Here is a 16,321-nt window from a genome sequence, read left to right as displayed (position 1 = left end):
ACCAGGATCGCGCCGTCCATCTGAGCGGCACCGGTGATCATGTTCTTGACGTAGTCGGCGTGGCCGGGGCAGTCAACATGCGCATAGTGGCGTGCGTCTGTCTCGTATTCCACGTGGGCGGTCGAGATGGTGATGCCGCGCGCTTTCTCTTCCGGCGCACCGTCAATCTGGTCATACGCTTTGAAGTCACCAAAATACTTGGTGATTGCTGCGGTCAGCGTCGTCTTGCCGTGGTCAACATGCCCAATCGTGCCGATGTTGACGTGCGGTTTTGTACGCTCAAACTTTTCCTTTGCCATGATGGCCTCCTTTTTCGGTAATGAAGGGAGCCCCTGAACGGCGCTCCCTCAAATCTTCGCTTATGCGTATTTCGCCTGGATCTCGTCCGAGATGTTCTGCGGAACCGGATCGTAGTGGTCGAACTGCATGGTGAACTGGGCACGGCCCGACGACATCGAACGCAGAGTGTTGATGTAGCCAAACATGTTCGCCAGCGGAACAAACGCGTCGATCGCGATCGCGTTGCCGCGCGGTTCCTGACCAGACACCTGGCCACGACGCGAGGTCAGGTCACCGATGATACCGCCGGTATATTCTTCCGGGGTGATCACTTCGACCTTCATGATCGGTTCCAGCAGCTTCGCGCCAGCTTTGCGCATGCCTTCACGCATACACATACGGGCCGCGATTTCGAACGCCAGAACGCTCGAGTCAACGTCGTGGAACTTACCGTCCAGCAGGGCAACCTTGAAGTCGATCACGGGGAAGCCAGCCAGCGGGCCGCTATCCATGACCGAGTTGATGCCTTTTTCAACACCCGGGATGTATTCCTTCGGAACGGCACCACCAACGATGCGGCTTTCGAACGAGTAACCTTCGCCCGGCTCTGTCGGCTGGATTTCCAGCTTAACTTCGCCGAACTGACCCGAACCACCCGACTGTTTCTTGTGGGTGTAGGTGTGCTCAACCGGCATTGAGATGGTTTCGCGATAGGCCACCTGCGGTGCACCGATGTTCGCTTCAACCTTGAACTCACGCTTCAGACGGTCAACCAGGATGTCCAGGTGAAGTTCGCCCATGCCTTTCATGATGGTCTGACCCGATTCCAGGTCGGTTTCCACACGGAAAGACGGGTCTTCAGCGGCCAGACGGGCCAGACCCTGGGACATCTTCTCTTGGTCGCCCTTGGTTTTGGGCTCAACCGCGATCTCGATCACCGGATCGGGGAAGGTCATGGTTTCCAGAACCACCGGATCCTTCGCATCACACAGGGTGTCACCGGTGGTGGTGTCTTTCAGACCCGCCAGCGCGATGATGTCGCCTGCAAACGCTTCTTCGATCTCTTCCCGGTTGTTCGAGTGCATCATCATCATACGACCGATGCGCTCTTTCTTACCTTTGGTCGAGTTCAGGATCGAGTCACCCTTGTTCATGGTGCCCGAGTAGATCCGAGTGAAGGTCAGCGAGCCAACGAAGGGGTCGTTCATGATTTTGAACGCCAGACCCGAGAAGGCCATGTCGTCATCGGCACGACGTGCGATGTCACGAACTTCTTCCTCGTCGCCGGGTTTGAAGCCCATGTAATCGACAACGTCCAGCGGGCTGGGCAGATAGTCGATCACAGCATTCAGAAGCGGCTGAACGCCTTTGTTCTTGAACGCAGACCCACCCAAAACCGGAACAAACGCGATTTCCAGCGTACCTTTGCGCAGCAGGGCGCGCAGGGTCGGAACGTCGGGCTCATTGCCTTCCAGGTATTCCATCATCGCGTCGTCGTCCATTTCGACGGCCGCTTCGATCATCTTGCCGCGCCATTCGTCAGCCATGTCTTTCAGGCTGTCACGGATCGGTGCTTTGACCCAGCTAGCGCCCAGATCTTCGCCCTGCCACAGCCACTCTTCCATGGTGACCAGGTCAATCAGACCTTCCAGCTCGGACTCGGCGCCAATCGGAATACCAACCGGAACAGCACGTGCGCCGGTGCGGTCTTCGATCATCGCAACGCAGTTGAAAAAGTCTGCGCCGATCTTGTCCATTTTGTTGACGAAGACCATACGCGGAACCTTGTAGCGGTCAGCCTGACGCCACACGGTTTCGGTCTGAGGCTCAACACCGGCGTTTGCGTCCAGAACGCAGACGGCACCGTCGAGAACCGCCAGCGAGCGTTCGACTTCGATGGTAAAGTCAACGTGGCCGGGGGTGTCGATGATGTTCAGGCGGTGCTTGGGTGAGTCAGCCGTTACACCATCTTCGGTACGTTCCCAGAACGTGGTGGTTGCAGCCGACGTGATGGTGATGCCGCGTTCCTGCTCCTGCTCCATCCAGTCCATTGTGGCTGCACCATCGTGCACCTCACCAATGTTGTGGGATTTGCCAGTGTAGAACAGGATGCGTTCCGAGCAGGTGGTTTTACCTGCATCGATATGCGCCATGATACCGAAGTTACGGTAGTGTTCGAGTGTATATTCGCGTGCCATTTTGATAAGCCTCTGGAATTACCAACGGTAATGGCTGAAGGCTTTGTTCGCCTCGGCCATCTTGTGGGTGTCTTCGCGCTTCTTAACGGCAGTACCGCGGGACTGTACAGCGTCCAGCAGTTCACCGGCGAGGCGTTCTTCCATGGTGTTTTCGTTGCGGCCGCGCGCAGCAGTGATCAGCCAGCGGATGGCCAGTGCTTCGCGGCGCTCGGGGCGTACTTCGACCGGAACCTGATAGGTTGCACCACCAACCCGGCGCGAGCGAACCTCGACCGACGGTTTGATGTTGTCGAGCGCTTCGTGGAAGACTTCGACAGGAGCGCGCTTAATCTTGCCTTCAACGCGGTCAAACGCGTTGTAGACGATGCGCTCTGCAACCGACTTCTTACCGTCGATCATCAGGTTGTTCATGAATTTGGTCAGAACCTTGTCGCCAAATTTGGCGTCAGGCAAAACTTCGCGTTTTTCGGCGGCGTGACGACGTGACATATCAGCCTCTCCTTCTTACTTGGGACGCTTCGCGCCGTATTTCGAACGACGTTGCTTACGATCTTTGACGCCCTGGGTATCCAGAACACCGCGCAGGATGTGGTAACGCACACCGGGAAGGTCTTTCACACGGCCGCCACGGATCAGAACAACCGAGTGTTCCTGCAGGTTGTGGCTTTCACCGGGGATGTACGAGATAACCTCGAACCCGTTGGTCAGGCGCACCTTGGCAACCTTACGCATCGCCGAGTTCGGCTTTTTCGGTGTGGTGGTGTACACGCGGGTACACACGCCGCGTTTCTGCGGGCACTGCTCCAGGTGCATGGACTTCGAGCGTTTTACTTTGGGCTGTCGCGGTTTGCGGATCAGCTGTTGAATAGTTGGCATTCCGGTTTCTTCCCCGTTTTGCAACACACATGACATGCACGCGAGTTGCGTGCGGCTAAACTTCACTGCGTTCGTGCGTCCACAAGCGCAAAATCCGCGAGCGTTCCCATTCCGAGGTGAACGTCGCGGTTGGTTATCAGAGGGCGCGAACGGCAAAATTGTCCGGGCCTTGACCAGTTCATTACTGAAATCGGTTTTGGGGCGGCCCCCGGTACCGAGATGACGCGCGTAATAGGGGGAGTCGGGGCGAGTGTCAACAGCCCGGCATTTACAGGGTAGTCCCCAGCAGCTCGTACCCTGCGCGTCTTTCGGTTGCCGCGGGTCTAAAGCAACGCCATAGTGGCCGGAAGAGCGAAAATAACAGGTTCTCAATGCAAGTCATCGGACTGTGCCGTTTCTCGTTTCCGGCCTTGGGCAGCTTTCAGATCGAACATGAAACGATCGAAGAGCGGCGGCACCATCTGTACAATCCAGACCGGCTGGAAGAACGGTTCCGCCTGTTCGAATCTTCAACCCTGCCGTGTTTCCGCGAACAGACGGATGAGGATTTTGTGCTTCTGATCGTGACAGGCGACTGTCTGCCCAAACAGGCGCGCGACCGGCTGCATGATCTGACAGCAGATGTGAAACAGGTTCAGATTATTTCAAAGCCTGCCGATAGCGGGTTGAAGACGCGGCAAGTGATGCGTGAGGTCCTGAACAAGGCCCGCACAGACCCGGATAAACCTTGCATTCAGTTCCGGCATGATGATGACGACGCTGTATCCGTTGATCTGGTCGAACGCCTGCGCATCGCCATCCAGGAAGGTCGCGGCCTGATCGAGGCTCATCCAACCGTCGCAGTGGATTTTTGCCAGGGGTTTCTGGCGCGCTGTGACTCAGATGGCATTCAGGCCGCACGCGTTTTCATCAACCAATTGGGCGTCGGACTGGGCATGTATGTTGCCGGCGGCTGCGACAAAGCCATCATCAGCTATACGCATAACAAGATCGGGCGGTCGATGCCCGTGATCTCATACGGGGACGCGCCGATGTGGGTGAGGACGCTGCATGGCTTTAACGACTCTCCTCACGCCCGCAAGAACAAGGTCGACCTGCAGCCCCTGACCCCCGAAATGGAGGGTGAGTTTATCGCCCGCTACGCCATTGATCAGGATGTCGTGCGCCAGGTGCATGGCGCGGCATGACGCATCCAACCTCTCTGTCAGTCATTGGCCTGTGCCGGTTTTCCTATCCCGCTATCGGTGGTTTTCAGGTCCAGCATGAAACAACCGAGGAACGGCGGCGCTACCTCTATGACCCTGCACGTCTGGAGGAGAGGTTCCGGTTATTCGAAGCCTCGACCTTACCCTGTTTCCGCAACCAGACGGATCAGGAGTTTCAACTGCTGATCCTGATCGGGGACTGCTTGCCCAAGCACGCCCATGATCGCCTGCGTGATCTGACCACCGGAATGTCGCAAGTGCGGATCATACAAAAGCCCCCTGCCCGGCACCGGCGTTTGATGAAAGAGGTTCTGAACGACGCCCGCACCGACCTAGGCCAATCGTGTCTGCAATTTCGCCATGACGACGATGATGCCGTCTCGGTGGATTTTGTGGAGCGTCTGCGCCAAGCCGCTCAGGATTGCGCCGGCCTGATGCGAAATCATGAAACTGTGGGGATCGACTTCAATTGCGGCTATCTTGCGCGTATGGATGCGGGTGGTGTGCGGGCCGCAATGGTGCATCGGCCTCTCGTCACTGCTGGCCTGGGTATGTATGTGCCCGGTGGAAGTTCTGCCACCATCATGAACTATACCCATAACCGGCTGGCTCGCATTATGCCGGTCGTTAGCTATCCGGACGCTCCAATGTGGGTGCGCAGCCTGAACGGGTTCAACGATTCACCTGCCACACGCAACGCACAAACCGCGTTGGAACCTTTGGACAACGAACTAGAAGCAGAATTTCAAGAACGCTTTGCCATTGATTCTCAGACCGTCCGAAAGGTTCATGCCTCGGGTTGACGCGCGCGCGTCCGAAACAGCGTAAACAGGCCCGAGCCAACCACAAGCACCGCACCCAGCATGGTAATCGCATCCGGCCAGTCCCCAAAGACCAGCCAGCCCAGCCCAAGCGCCCACAGCAAACCGGTATAGCGAAACGGCGCGACGAAACCGACCTCTCCAACCCGCATCACCATGACACTGCACAAATACGCAACCAAAACGAATATTGCAGCCGAAACAACCAGCCCTCCTGTGGCGGCAGAGACCGGCACCCATCCTTCAAAGATCGACATCATCGCGGCCGTCACCGTGATCGACAGCGAGGTTGCAAGTGTGACGACCATCGAAGGTACCTCAGCCGACATTCGGCGCGTGATCAGGTCGCGCGCCGTGACCGACAGCACTGCGACCAGCGCAAAGATCGCGTAGAGGTCAAACCCCTCGGGGCCGGGGCGGACGATCAATAACATCCCGGCAAACCCCATCGCAATCGCCAGCACGCGCCGCCAGCCGATTGCTTCGTGAAAGAACAACGCGGCCCCAAGCGTTACGGTCAGGGGCAAGACCTGCAACACCGCCGTCACATTCGCCAAAGGCATTTGTTTCAACGCAGTCAAAAAGAAGAAGGTAGCCGACAGCTCCGCCACACAGCGTAGGGCAATCAACCATCTGTCATGCTGCGGAAACCTCAGATGCAGCACGCCCAGATACTGGGCCAACAGATACACCAGCACCGTCGCCAACAACCCGCGCAAGGCAATCAACTGAAACAGCGGCAAATCCTGCAACGCGACCTTTACCAGCGTATCATTGATGGTAAAGGCCATCATGCTGCCCATCATCAGCAGCGCACCTTTGGTGTTTGCGGACATTCTGCTTCGGCTCCGGGGATAGGCAACAGGCCATATTGGCCCGCAACTGAAACCCGAAGTCAATCAAACTTCCGCAACGGCCGATATGTTAGCCAAAGACAACACTGTTGCCGAACATATAAAGGCTTGATGGTTCGGTCAGTTTTTGGATGAACTCTACCCAATCTTCTCCGTACACGTACTCAAAAACCTCTGGGTATGCCCAAACTAGGTTGTGAAAGGTGAATGTGCTACACAACACGCCCAGCGTGACCAGGCTGGCGAATTCTTTCTTTCGATCTCGTAGAAAGAACGAAACAAAGAAACCTGCGCCACTGGCCATAACAACGCTGACAATCTCCTGTGTATCTAGCTGCCCGGCCTCTGGCACACCGACCATGTGGTACCGAATGTACCGCGTTAGAAATACGGCAAAAAAGCCCAGCAAGAACGCTCCAACAAAGGAGGCCGGATAGGCCAGCCGCTGCCAGATGCTTTCAGTACTGATGCGATTGCCACTGCCGGTCGTCTGAAGATTGTGCTGCTTTATCCGAGCAACTCGCTCCTCGAATGAGGTTTGCTGGCCACCCATTCCTCAACCCAATTTCTTTGTTTTTAATCAGCAAATCACTAAACCAATGGGTGCATCACATCAAGCGGCATACAATCTGGAAAACCGCTCGGAGCTGCCGCATTTGATCTACCGGCACCTCCATCATGCTTGGACATCAAATCGAACCAAGCTCTTCGCGAACCTGCATCAATATCTGCCCCAGTTTGTTCAAACCCTGCCCATCTGGACCGCATCCCCAATAGGAATCCATCGGCGCGTTTTCTACGATCTCGGCGTTTTGGGTTGATAACAAAAGTTTCTGTGGCTGCACATGAGTCTGAAACTTCACCCGAACTGCGTCCAGCATAATCTGGTCCTTGATGTCTTCCCAATCTGCGCGCAGCTGGAATTTTCGGCTCATCCCAAGGACCTTGGCGTCCTTTGGTTTGTTTGCCAGCCTGATACGTTCCTTGTAGTCGGTATCCAGAAACTTCTGGGCTTGGAAGAAGTGTTCAACCGTTCGCCACCAATGACCATCCATAGCGACACCAAACGGGGCAAAGTTAGAAAACTCTGCATACCTATCTGTTTGCGCATAGAAATAGATTACCGAGTGATCTGAGGTTTTGGACATAGGGTAAGAAACACGCATGTCACAAAGGAAGGCAAGCCCTCTTACACTCAAAGACCGCGGAACGCCATTCCCCTGAAACGAAAAAGGCCCCGCGGGATCGCGGGGCCTTTTCTAATCGTACAAAGCGATGCTTACTCGCGGCTTTCCGGGGTTTCCACCAAAACGTCCAGCTCGTCGCCAACCATGTCGTCGTCGAAGGTCGGAGCTGCCAGCGCAGCGGCGGCTTCGGCCTCTTCCCGGCGGGCTTCGATCACAACATTGTCGCGCGATTGGGCAACCTGGCGCACGGCCTGAGTGGCTCCGCCTGTACCGGCGGGAATCAGGCGTCCGACGATGACATTCTCTTTCAGGCCAACCAGCTTATCTTTCTTGCCCTGTACTGACGCTTCGGTCAGCACGCGGGTGGTTTCCTGGAACGACGCCGCCGAGATGAACGAACGCGTCTGCAGCGAGGCTTTGGTGATCCCCAACAGGATCGGCTCACCCTGTGCCGGACGACCACCACGAGAGATGGTCTTTTCGTTGGCCGCGTCGAACTCCTGCTTGTCGACATGTTCGCCTTTCAGCAGGGTGGTGTCACCTGAATCCAGGATCTCCCACTTCTGCAGCATCTGGCGCACGATAACCTCGATGTGCTTGTCGTTGATCTTCACGCCTTGCAGACGATACACATCCTGCACCTCGTCGATCATGTAATCCGCCAGCGCTTCGACACCCATGATGGACAGGATGTCATGCGGAGCCGGGTTACCGTCCATCAGGTATTCACCCTTCTGGATGAAATCCCCTTCGGCGACCGGGATGTGCTTGCCCTTGGGTACCATGTACTCGATGGTCTCCATGGACTCGTCAGCCGGTTCGATGCTGATGCGGCGCTTGTTCTTGTAGTCGCGGCCAAAGCGCACGTAACCATCGGCTTCTGCGATGATCGCGTGATCTTTCGGACGACGGGCTTCGAACAGTTCGGCCACACGCGGCAGACCACCGGTGATATCCTTGGTCTTGGCGCCTTCACGCGGGATACGCGCGACAACGTCACCAGCTTCGACCTGCTGACCGTCTTCGACCGAAAGGATCGCATCCACCGACATCGGATAGTGAACCGGGTTACCCGCATCGTTGCGGACCGGTTCGCCATCTTCGCCAACCAGAATGATCTCGGGCTTGAGGTCGCTGCCTTTGGGCGCCGCGCGCCAGTCGATCACGATCTTCTGGGTCATGCCGGTTGCATCGTCGGTCTCGTCGCGGACAGCAAGGCCCGAAACAAGGTCGACATATTTCGCAGTACCGGCTTTCTCGGCGATGATCGGCAGGGTGTACGGGTCCCACTCGAACAGCTTGTCGCCACGGGCGACTTTCGTGCCGTCCTTGACGAACAATTTCGAACCATAGCCCAGCTTGTGGCTGGCACGCTCTTCGCCGTGTTCGTCGCTGATCACCAACTTCATGTTCCGGCCCATGACCAGGCTTTCGCCTGCCGCATTGACCAGGATCTGCGGGTTCTCAAACGAAACAACACCGTCCTGGCTGGCTTCCTGGAACGACTGCTGACCACCTTGGGCAACACCACCGATGTGGAATGTACGCATGGTCAGCTGTGTACCGGGTTCACCGATCGACTGCGCGGCAATGATACCGACAGCTTCACCTGTGTTGACCATGGTACCACGCGCGAGGTCACGACCGTAGCAGGTTGCACAGACGCCTTCCTCGGACTCACAGGTCAGAGGCGAGCGGATGCGCATCGAGGCAACACCGGCTTCATCGATGGTGTCGGCCATGCGTTCGTCGATCAGCTGACCGGCAGCGACCAGAACTTCATCCGTACCCGGACGCAGCACGTCATCGGCAGAGACACGGCCCAGCACACGTTCGGCCAGCGAGGCGACAACCTCACCATCGTTCACGGCAGCTTCGGCAGTGATCGCACGCTCGGTTCCGCAGTCGATCTCACGAACGATACAGTCCTGCGCGACATCCACCAGACGACGGGTCAGGTAACCCGAGTTCGCCGTCTTCAGAGCGGTATCCGACAGACCCTTACGGGCACCGTGGGTCGAGTTGAAGTACTCGAGAACGGTCAGACCTTCTTTAAAGTTCGAGATGATCGGCGTCTCGATGATGTCACCGTTCGGCTTGGCCATCAGGCCGCGCATACCGCCCAGCTGTTTCATCTGAGTGACCGAGCCACGCGCGCCCGAGTGAGCCATCATGTAGACTGAGTTCGGTTCCTGTTCAGAACCATTCTCAGCCCGTTCCGAGGATGAGATGGTGCTCATCATGGCCTCGGTGACGCGGTCATTACACTTCGACCAGGCATCGACAACTTTGTTGTACTTCTCGCCCTGAGTGATCAGGCCGTCCATGTACTGCTGTTCAAAGTCCTTCACCTGACCGCGGGTGTCATCGACGATGCCCCACTTGTCGTCCGGTATGACCATATCGTCCTTACCGAACGAGATGCCCGCCTTGAACGCTTCTCTGAAGCCCATCGACATGATCTGGTCGCAAAAGATAACCGACTCTTTCTGACCGCAATACCGGTAGACGGTGTCGATCACCTGCTGCACTTCTTTCTTCCGCAGCAGGCGGTTGACCAAATCGAACGGTGCTTTGTTGTTCAGCGGCAGCAACGCACCCAGACGCAAACGGCCCGGAGTGGTTTCGTAACGCTTCTGAACTTCATTGCCTTCGTCGTCGATCTGCGTGATCCGCGCAGTGATCTTGGTGTGCAGATGTACTTCACCGGCGTCCAGCGCATGCTGAACTTCGTCGATCGAACCGAACACTTTGCCTTCGCCCGGCATGCCTTCGCGTTCCAGCGTCACATAGTAGAGACCCAGGATCATATCCTGCGACGGAACGATGATCGGCGCGCCGTTAGCAGGCGACAGAACGTTGTTCGTCGACATCATCAGAACACGGGCTTCCAGCTGGGCCTCAAGGCTTAGCGGGACGTGAACGGCCATCTGGTCGCCGTCAAAGTCGGCGTTAAAGGCCGAACAGACCAGCGGGTGCAGTTGGATGGCTTTACCTTCGATCAAAACCGGCTCGAACGCCTGAATGCCAAGACGGTGCAGCGTCGGCGCACGGTTCAGCATGACAGGGTGTTCGCGGATAACCTCGTCGAGGATATCCCACACTTCGGGACGCTCTTTCTCGACCAGTTTCTTCGCCTGTTTCACGGTCGAAGACAGACCCTTAGCTTCAAGGCGCGAGTAGATGAACGGCTTGAACAGCTCCAACGCCATCTTCTTGGGCAGACCACACTGGTGCAGCTTGAGTTCCGGACCGGTCACAATGACCGAACGGCCCGAGAAGTCGACGCGCTTACCCAGAAGGTTCTGACGGAAGCGACCCTGCTTGCCTTTCAGCATGTCCGACAGCGATTTCAGCGGACGCTTATTGGCGCCAGTGATCACGCGGCCACGACGGCCGTTGTCGAACAGAGCGTCAACGGATTCCTGCAGCATCCGCTTTTCGTTGCGGACGATGATATCAGGCGCGCGCAGTTCGATCAGACGCTTCAGACGGTTGTTCCGGTTGATGACGCGGCGGTACAGGTCGTTCAGATCCGAAGTCGCGAAGCGGCCACCATCCAGCGGAACCAGCGGACGCAGTTCCGGCGGAATGACCGGGATCACGGTCATAACCATCCACTCAGGCCGGTTGCCCGACTCTAGGAAGGATTCAACAACCTTAAGACGCTTGATGATCTTTTTGGGCTTCAGCTCACCTGTCGCTTCGGCCAGATCAGCGCGTAGCTGCTCGGCTTCGGCTTCCAGATCGATCTGGGCCAGCATCTCACGGATGGCTTCGGCACCGATATTCGCGGTGAACGCGTCCATGCCATAGGCATCCTGCGCATCCATGTACTCTTCTTCGGTCAGCATCTGGCCGTAAGTCAGGTCAGTCAGACCGGGCTCGATGACGACATAGTTTTCAAAGTACAGAACACGTTCCAGATCGCGCAGCGTCATGTCCAGCATCAGACCGATGCGGGACGGCAGCGATTTCAGGAACCAGATATGTGCCACGGGTGCGGCCAGTTCGATGTGGCCCATGCGCTCACGGCGGACTTTCTGCAGGGTGACTTCCACACCGCATTTCTCGCAGACAACGCCGCGATACTTCATCCGCTTATATTTGCCGCACAGGCATTCGTAATCTTTGATCGGGCCAAAGATACGCGCGCAGAACAGACCGTCGCGTTCAGGCTTGAACGTCCGGTAGTTGATGGTTTCGGGTTTCTTGATCTCGCCATAGGACCAAGACAGGATCCGCTCGGGCGACGCCAAGGAGACTTTGATCTCGTCAAAAACCTTCGGGGGCGTCAGCGGGTTAAACGGGTTGTTGGTGATTTCCTGGTTCATTAGGTATCCTTTCCAGGCTCCGCACAATCAATGATGTGCGTGTAGCTCTTTGGAGCGATAATGAGGTCACGGGAGTCTCGAACATCCCGCCAGTTCATATCAACGAAAGTGGAATTGAAGTTATCTGGGCAAATGTGAGCGCTCGGGCACGCGTCTTCGCTCCCAAAGGCAGTCTTACACCGCGCTGCGGCCAGATAGTTTGAACCCCCATAGACGGTGAGAAAACCACCTATGTCCATGAGGTAATCCATTTCTGGGGTTATGCAGTTCGGTGTAGTCATGCCAATCAGAGCCATCGCGACGCAAGCAGCGCTCGCCATTACTCATCCACCTCCGCATCCAGGAGTTCCATATTCAGGCCAAGGCCACGGACTTCTTTCACCAGAACGTTGAACGATTCCGGTACGCCCGCTTCAAAGTTGTCCTCGCCCTTGACGATCGACTCATAGACCTTGGTCCGGCCGGCGACGTCATCCGATTTCACGGTGAGCATCTCCTGCAGGGTGTAGGCGGCGCCGTAAGCTTCCAGAGCCCAGACCTCCATCTCACCAAAGCGCTGACCACCGAACTGCGCCTTACCACCCAGCGGCTGCTGGGTAACCAGGCTGTACGGCCCGGTCGAACGCGCGTGAATCTTGTCGTCCACCAGGTGGTGCAGTTTCAGCAGGTACTTGATGCCCACGGTCACCGGACGCGCGAATTGCTCACCGGTACGACCGTCGAACAGAACCGACTGACCGCTTTCCGAGAAGCCCGCACGCACCAGCGCGTCGTTGACGTCAGCCTCTTTGGCACCGTCGAAGACCGGGGTCGCGATCGGAACACCGCGGGTCACGTTGCCCGCCGCCTCGATCAGGTGATCCTCGTCCATGCCAGCAATGCCTTCTTCGTAGACATTCTCGCCATAGGCCAGCTTCATCGCTTCGCGAACCGGAGTCAGGTCGCCGGAACGGCGGTATTCACCCAAGGCGTCATCGATGTTCAGACCCAGACCGCGCGCGGCCCAACCCATATGGGTTTCCAGGATCTGACCAACGTTCATACGCGAAGGAACACCCAGCGGGTTCAGACAGAAGTCTACCGGCGTACCATCGGCAAGGAACGGCATGTCTTCCATCGGAACAACCTTGGAGATGACGCCTTTGTTCCCGTGACGACCGGCCATCTTGTCGCCCGGCTGCAGCTTGCGCTTCACGGCGATGAAGACTTTGACCATCTTCATCACACCCGGCGGCAGGTCGTCGCCACGGCGGACTTTCTCGACTTTGTCTTCGAAACGGGCATCCAGAGCACGCTTTTGCACTTCGTACTGCTCGTTCAGAGCCTCAACGATCTGTGCGTCCTGCTCGCCTTCCAGTGCCAGTTGCCACCACTGACCGCGGGTCAGGGTTTCCAGCAGGTCCTCGGTGATCACCGACCCTGCCTTGACACCTTTCGGGCCTTTGACAGCGGTTTTACCCAGGATCAGGCCCTGCAGTCGCGCATAGATGTTACGATCCAGGATCGCCAACTCGTCATCCCGGTCACGGGCCAGACGCTCGACTTCCTCACGCTCGATCTGCAGCGCACGCTCGTCTTTCTCGACGCCGTGACGGTTGAAGACGCGAACCTCGACGACCGTCCCGTAATCACCCGGCTTCACGCGCAGCGAGGTGTCGCGCACGTCAGATGCTTTTTCACCAAAGATGGCGCGCAGCAGCTTTTCTTCCGGGGTCATCGGGCTTTCGCCCTTCGGAGTGATCTTGCCGACCAGAATATCGCCCGGTTCTACATCCGCACCGATGTAAACGATGCCCGCCTCGTCGAGGTTGCGCAGCGCTTCTTCACCGACATTCGGGATGTCGCGGGTGATCTCTTCCGGGCCCAGCTTGGTGTCACGTGCGGCGACTTCGAATTCCTCGATATGGACCGAGGTAAAGACGTCGTCACGCGCGATACGTTCAGAGATCAGGATCGAGTCTTCGTAGTTGTACCCGTTCCACGGCATGAACGCGACGACCACGTTCTTACCAAGGGCCAGTTCACCGATATCGGTGGACGGACCATCAGCAATCACCTCGCCCTTGCCAACCGTGTCACCCACTTTCACCAACGGACGCTGGTTGATGCAGGTGTTCTGGTTCGAACGCTGGAACTTGCGCAGACGATAGATGTCAACGCCAGCATCGCCCAGCTCCAGATCTTCGGTGGCGCGGATCACGATACGCTGAGCATCGACCTGGTCGATGATGCCTGCGCGTTTCGCCTGAATCGCAGCGCCCGAGTCGATCGCAACCTTTTCCTCAATCCCGGTACCGACCAGCGGCGCCTCGGCCCGCAGCAGCGGAACCGCCTGACGTTGCATGTTCGAACCCATCAGAGCGCGGTTGGCGTCGTCATTTTCAAGGAATGGGATCAGCGAGGCAGCGACCGAGACCAGCTGTTTTGGGCTGACGTCGATCAGGTCCACATTCTCGCGCGGGGCCAGAGTATAGTCACCCGATTGGCGGGTCGACACCAGATCGTTGATGAACTTGCCGTTCTCATCCAGCGTCGCGTTCGCCTGCGCCACGGTGTGACGCATTTCTTCGGTCGCTGACATGTAGTGAACCTCATCAGTCACCTCGGCGTCTTTGACAACGCGGTAAGGTGTTTCGATGAAGCCATACTTGTTGACGCGGGCGAAAGTGGCCAGCGAGTTGATCAGACCGATGTTGGGACCTTCCGGCGTTTCAATCGGGCACATCCGGCCATAATGGGTTGGGTGTACGTCGCGCACCTCAAAGCCCGCACGCTCACGTGTCAGACCACCGGGGCCAAGCGCCGAGAGGCGGCGTTTGTGGGTAACCTCCGATAGCGGGTTGGTCTGGTCCATGAACTGCGACAGCTGCGACGAGCCAAAGAATTCGCGGACAGCAGCAGCAGCCGGTTTCGCGTTGATCAGATCCTGAGGCATGACGGTGTCAATCTCGACCGACGACATACGCTCTTTGATCGCGCGCTCCATACGCAGCAGGCCAACGCGATACTGGTTCTCCATCAGTTCGCCGACCGAACGGACACGACGGTTGCCTAGGTGGTCGATATCGTCCACGTCGCCTTTGCCGTCACGCAATTCAACCAGCGCCTTGATGCAGGCCACGATGTCTTCGCGTCGCAGGGTCCGCAAGGTGTCCGGCGCATCCAGAGCCAGACGCATGTTCATCTTCACGCGACCAACAGCCGACAGGTCATACCGCTCGCTGTCGAAGAACAATGTGTCGAACAGGGCCGACGCAGCTTCAACGGTGGGCGGCTCACCCGGACGCATGACGCGGTAGATGTCCATCAGCGCGGTTTCGCGGCTCATGTTTTTGTCCTGAGCCATGGTGTTGCGCATGTACGGACCGACATTGACATTGTCGATGTCAAGAACCGGAATGTCGGTGATGCCCGCATCCATCAGGTCCTTGACTGTACCGCCAATCAGGTCGCCGTCTTTGTCATATTCCAGCGTCAGTTCATCACCGGCTTCGACATAGATCGCACCGTTTTCTTCGTTGATGATGTCTTTGGCGACATACTTGCCGACGATGTTGTCGAAGGGCACCAACAGGTCGGTGACGTTGCCTTCGTCGATCAGCTTCTTGACCGCACGCGGGGTGACTTTCTTGCCGGCTTCGGCAATCACTTCACCGGATTTGGCGTCAACCAGATCATAGGTCGGGCGGGTGCCGCGCACACGCTCGGGGAAGAACGGCGTGACCCAGCCTTTCTTCTTGTCCAGCTTGTAGGACACGGTGTTGTAATACGCATCCATGATCGCTTCCTGATCCAGACCCAGCGCATAAAGCAGGGTCGTCACAGGCAGTTTACGGCGACGGTCGATACGGGCGAACACGATGTCTTTGGCGTCGAACTCAAAGTCCAGCCAGCTGCCGCGATACGGGATGATGCGGCAGGCAAACAACAGCTTGCCCGAGGAATGGGTCTTGCCTTTATCATGGTCAAAGAACACACCGGGCGAACGGTGCATCTGGGACACGATCACACGCTCGGTGCCGTTCACGATGAACGTGCCGTTCGGTGTCATCAGGGGCATATCGCCCATGAACACATCCTGTTCCTTGATGTCTTTGACCGATTTCGCGCCAGTGTCCTCATCGACATCAAACACGATCAGCCGCAGAGTAACCTTCAGCGGCGCGCTGTAGGTCATGTCGCGCTGCATGCACTCTTCGACATCGTATTTGGGTTTTTCCAGATCGTATTTCACGAACTCCAGAACGGAGGTTTCGTTGAAATCCTTGATCGGGAAAACCGACTGGAACACGCCTTTGATGCCTTCGCCGTCTGTGGGCTGTTCAGCATCACCGGAGCGCAGGAAAAGATCATAAGAAGATTTCTGCACCTCAATGAGGTTCGGCATTTCCAAAACTTCACGGATTTTGCCGTAATATTTACGAAGACGTTTCTGGCCAAGGAACGTTTGAGCCATGTCAGATGTCACCTTTCGATGTTCTCAGCGGGCAAAGACACCGTCGGGCCCCGGCATCTTGCACAATCGAGACAACACGTCCGGATCAATTCGTGGCCACCGTCCCGAAGG

The 16,321-nt window shown here is 57.1% G+C and carries 11 protein-coding genes; 2 read left to right on the top strand and 9 right to left on the bottom strand.

The features are described 5' to 3' along the window. The 4 genes from AC2FGE_RS13610 to rpsL form a co-directional block, all read right to left on the bottom strand. The coding region (locus AC2FGE_RS13610) for a GTP-binding protein (RefSeq protein WP_496819738.1) at nucleotides 1-299 on the bottom strand (299 nt) is incomplete at its 3' end. A gap of 60 nt (nucleotides 300-359) precedes the next feature. Continuing rightward, nucleotides 360-2,477 (bottom strand): elongation factor G, encoded by a 2,118-nt coding sequence (gene fusA / locus AC2FGE_RS13605; protein ID WP_496819737.1) that lies wholly within the window; start codon nucleotides 2,475-2,477, stop codon nucleotides 360-362. A gap of 18 nt (nucleotides 2,478-2,495) precedes the next feature. Further along, complete coding sequence (gene rpsG / locus AC2FGE_RS13600; RefSeq protein WP_008756926.1) at nucleotides 2,496-2,966, bottom strand: 30S ribosomal protein S7; 471 nt, start codon at nucleotides 2,964-2,966, stop codon at nucleotides 2,496-2,498. A gap of 15 nt (nucleotides 2,967-2,981) precedes the next feature. Beyond that, nucleotides 2,982-3,353, bottom strand: a complete 372-nt coding sequence (rpsL, locus tag AC2FGE_RS13595) for a 30S ribosomal protein S12 (RefSeq protein ID WP_005621086.1) — start codon at nucleotides 3,351-3,353, stop codon at nucleotides 2,982-2,984. A 371-nt stretch (nucleotides 3,354-3,724) separates the two neighbouring features. Between rpsL and AC2FGE_RS13590 the strand changes: the two genes are divergently transcribed. Next, nucleotides 3,725-4,540: a putative rhamnosyl transferase gene (locus AC2FGE_RS13590; protein ID WP_496819736.1), complete on the top strand. Its 816-nt coding sequence runs from the start codon at nucleotides 3,725-3,727 to the stop codon at nucleotides 4,538-4,540. Nucleotides 4,541-4,554: 14 nt separating this feature from the next. Then, nucleotides 4,555-5,361, top strand: a complete 807-nt coding sequence (locus AC2FGE_RS13585; RefSeq protein ID WP_496819745.1) for a putative rhamnosyl transferase — start codon at nucleotides 4,555-4,557, stop codon at nucleotides 5,359-5,361. Here the strand turns inward: AC2FGE_RS13585 and AC2FGE_RS13580 are convergent. The 5 genes from AC2FGE_RS13580 to rpoB all read right to left on the bottom strand — a co-directional run bounded on the left by AC2FGE_RS13580 (nucleotide 5,346) and on the right by rpoB (nucleotide 16,210). Further along, a complete protein-coding gene (locus tag AC2FGE_RS13580; protein WP_496819735.1) occupies nucleotides 5,346-6,215 on the bottom strand; it encodes a DMT family transporter in 870 nt (289 codons plus the stop codon). The two genes, AC2FGE_RS13585 and AC2FGE_RS13580, sit on opposite strands and share 16 nt — an antisense overlap. An 88-nt stretch (nucleotides 6,216-6,303) precedes the next feature. After that, a complete protein-coding gene (locus AC2FGE_RS13575; RefSeq protein ID WP_496819734.1) occupies nucleotides 6,304-6,786 on the bottom strand; it encodes a hypothetical protein in 483 nt (160 codons plus the stop codon). Between the two features lie 136 nt (nucleotides 6,787-6,922). Continuing rightward, nucleotides 6,923-7,381 (bottom strand): riboflavin biosynthesis intermediates N-glycosidase, encoded by a 459-nt coding sequence (ybiA, locus tag AC2FGE_RS13570; RefSeq protein WP_496819733.1) that lies wholly within the window; start codon nucleotides 7,379-7,381, stop codon nucleotides 6,923-6,925. A gap of 131 nt (nucleotides 7,382-7,512) precedes the next feature. Further along, a complete protein-coding gene (gene rpoC, locus AC2FGE_RS13565; protein ID WP_496819732.1) occupies nucleotides 7,513-11,754 on the bottom strand; it encodes a DNA-directed RNA polymerase subunit beta' in 4,242 nt (1,413 codons plus the stop codon). A 319-nt stretch (nucleotides 11,755-12,073) separates the two neighbouring features. Further along, entirely contained in the window at nucleotides 12,074-16,210 is a 4,137-nt protein-coding gene (gene rpoB / locus AC2FGE_RS13560; protein ID WP_496819731.1) for a DNA-directed RNA polymerase subunit beta, read from the bottom strand. Nucleotides 16,211-16,321: the final 111 nt, after the last annotated feature.

The sequence above is a fragment of the Ruegeria sp. YTSA075 genome, from assembly GCF_059610245.1.
The sequence above is the reverse complement of the archived record's forward strand: the minus strand, read 5'-3'. Positions and strand labels throughout refer to the sequence as shown.

What these genes read in the sequence shown, in the direction of transcription:
- rpoC (WP_496819732.1), bottom strand. Translation starts at nt 11,754, where the DNA reads ATGAACCAGGAAATCACCAACAACCCGTTTAACCCGCTGACGCCCCCG.
- fusA (WP_496819737.1), bottom strand. Translation starts at nt 2,477, where the DNA reads ATGGCACGCGAATATACACTCGAACACTACCGTAACTTCGGTATCATG.
- AC2FGE_RS13575 (WP_496819734.1), bottom strand. Translation starts at nt 6,786, where the DNA reads ATGGGTGGCCAGCAAACCTCATTCGAGGAGCGAGTTGCTCGGATAAAG.
- ybiA (WP_496819733.1), bottom strand. Translation starts at nt 7,381, where the DNA reads ATGTCCAAAACCTCAGATCACTCGGTAATCTATTTCTATGCGCAAACA.
- rpsG (WP_008756926.1), bottom strand. Translation starts at nt 2,966, where the DNA reads ATGTCACGTCGTCACGCCGCCGAAAAACGCGAAGTTTTGCCTGACGCC.
- rpoB (WP_496819731.1), bottom strand. Translation starts at nt 16,210, where the DNA reads ATGGCTCAAACGTTCCTTGGCCAGAAACGTCTTCGTAAATATTACGGC.
- AC2FGE_RS13590 (WP_496819736.1), top strand. Translation starts at nt 3,725, where the DNA reads ATGCAAGTCATCGGACTGTGCCGTTTCTCGTTTCCGGCCTTGGGCAGC.
- rpsL (WP_005621086.1), bottom strand. Translation starts at nt 3,353, where the DNA reads ATGCCAACTATTCAACAGCTGATCCGCAAACCGCGACAGCCCAAAGTA.
- AC2FGE_RS13580 (WP_496819735.1), bottom strand. Translation starts at nt 6,215, where the DNA reads ATGTCCGCAAACACCAAAGGTGCGCTGCTGATGATGGGCAGCATGATG.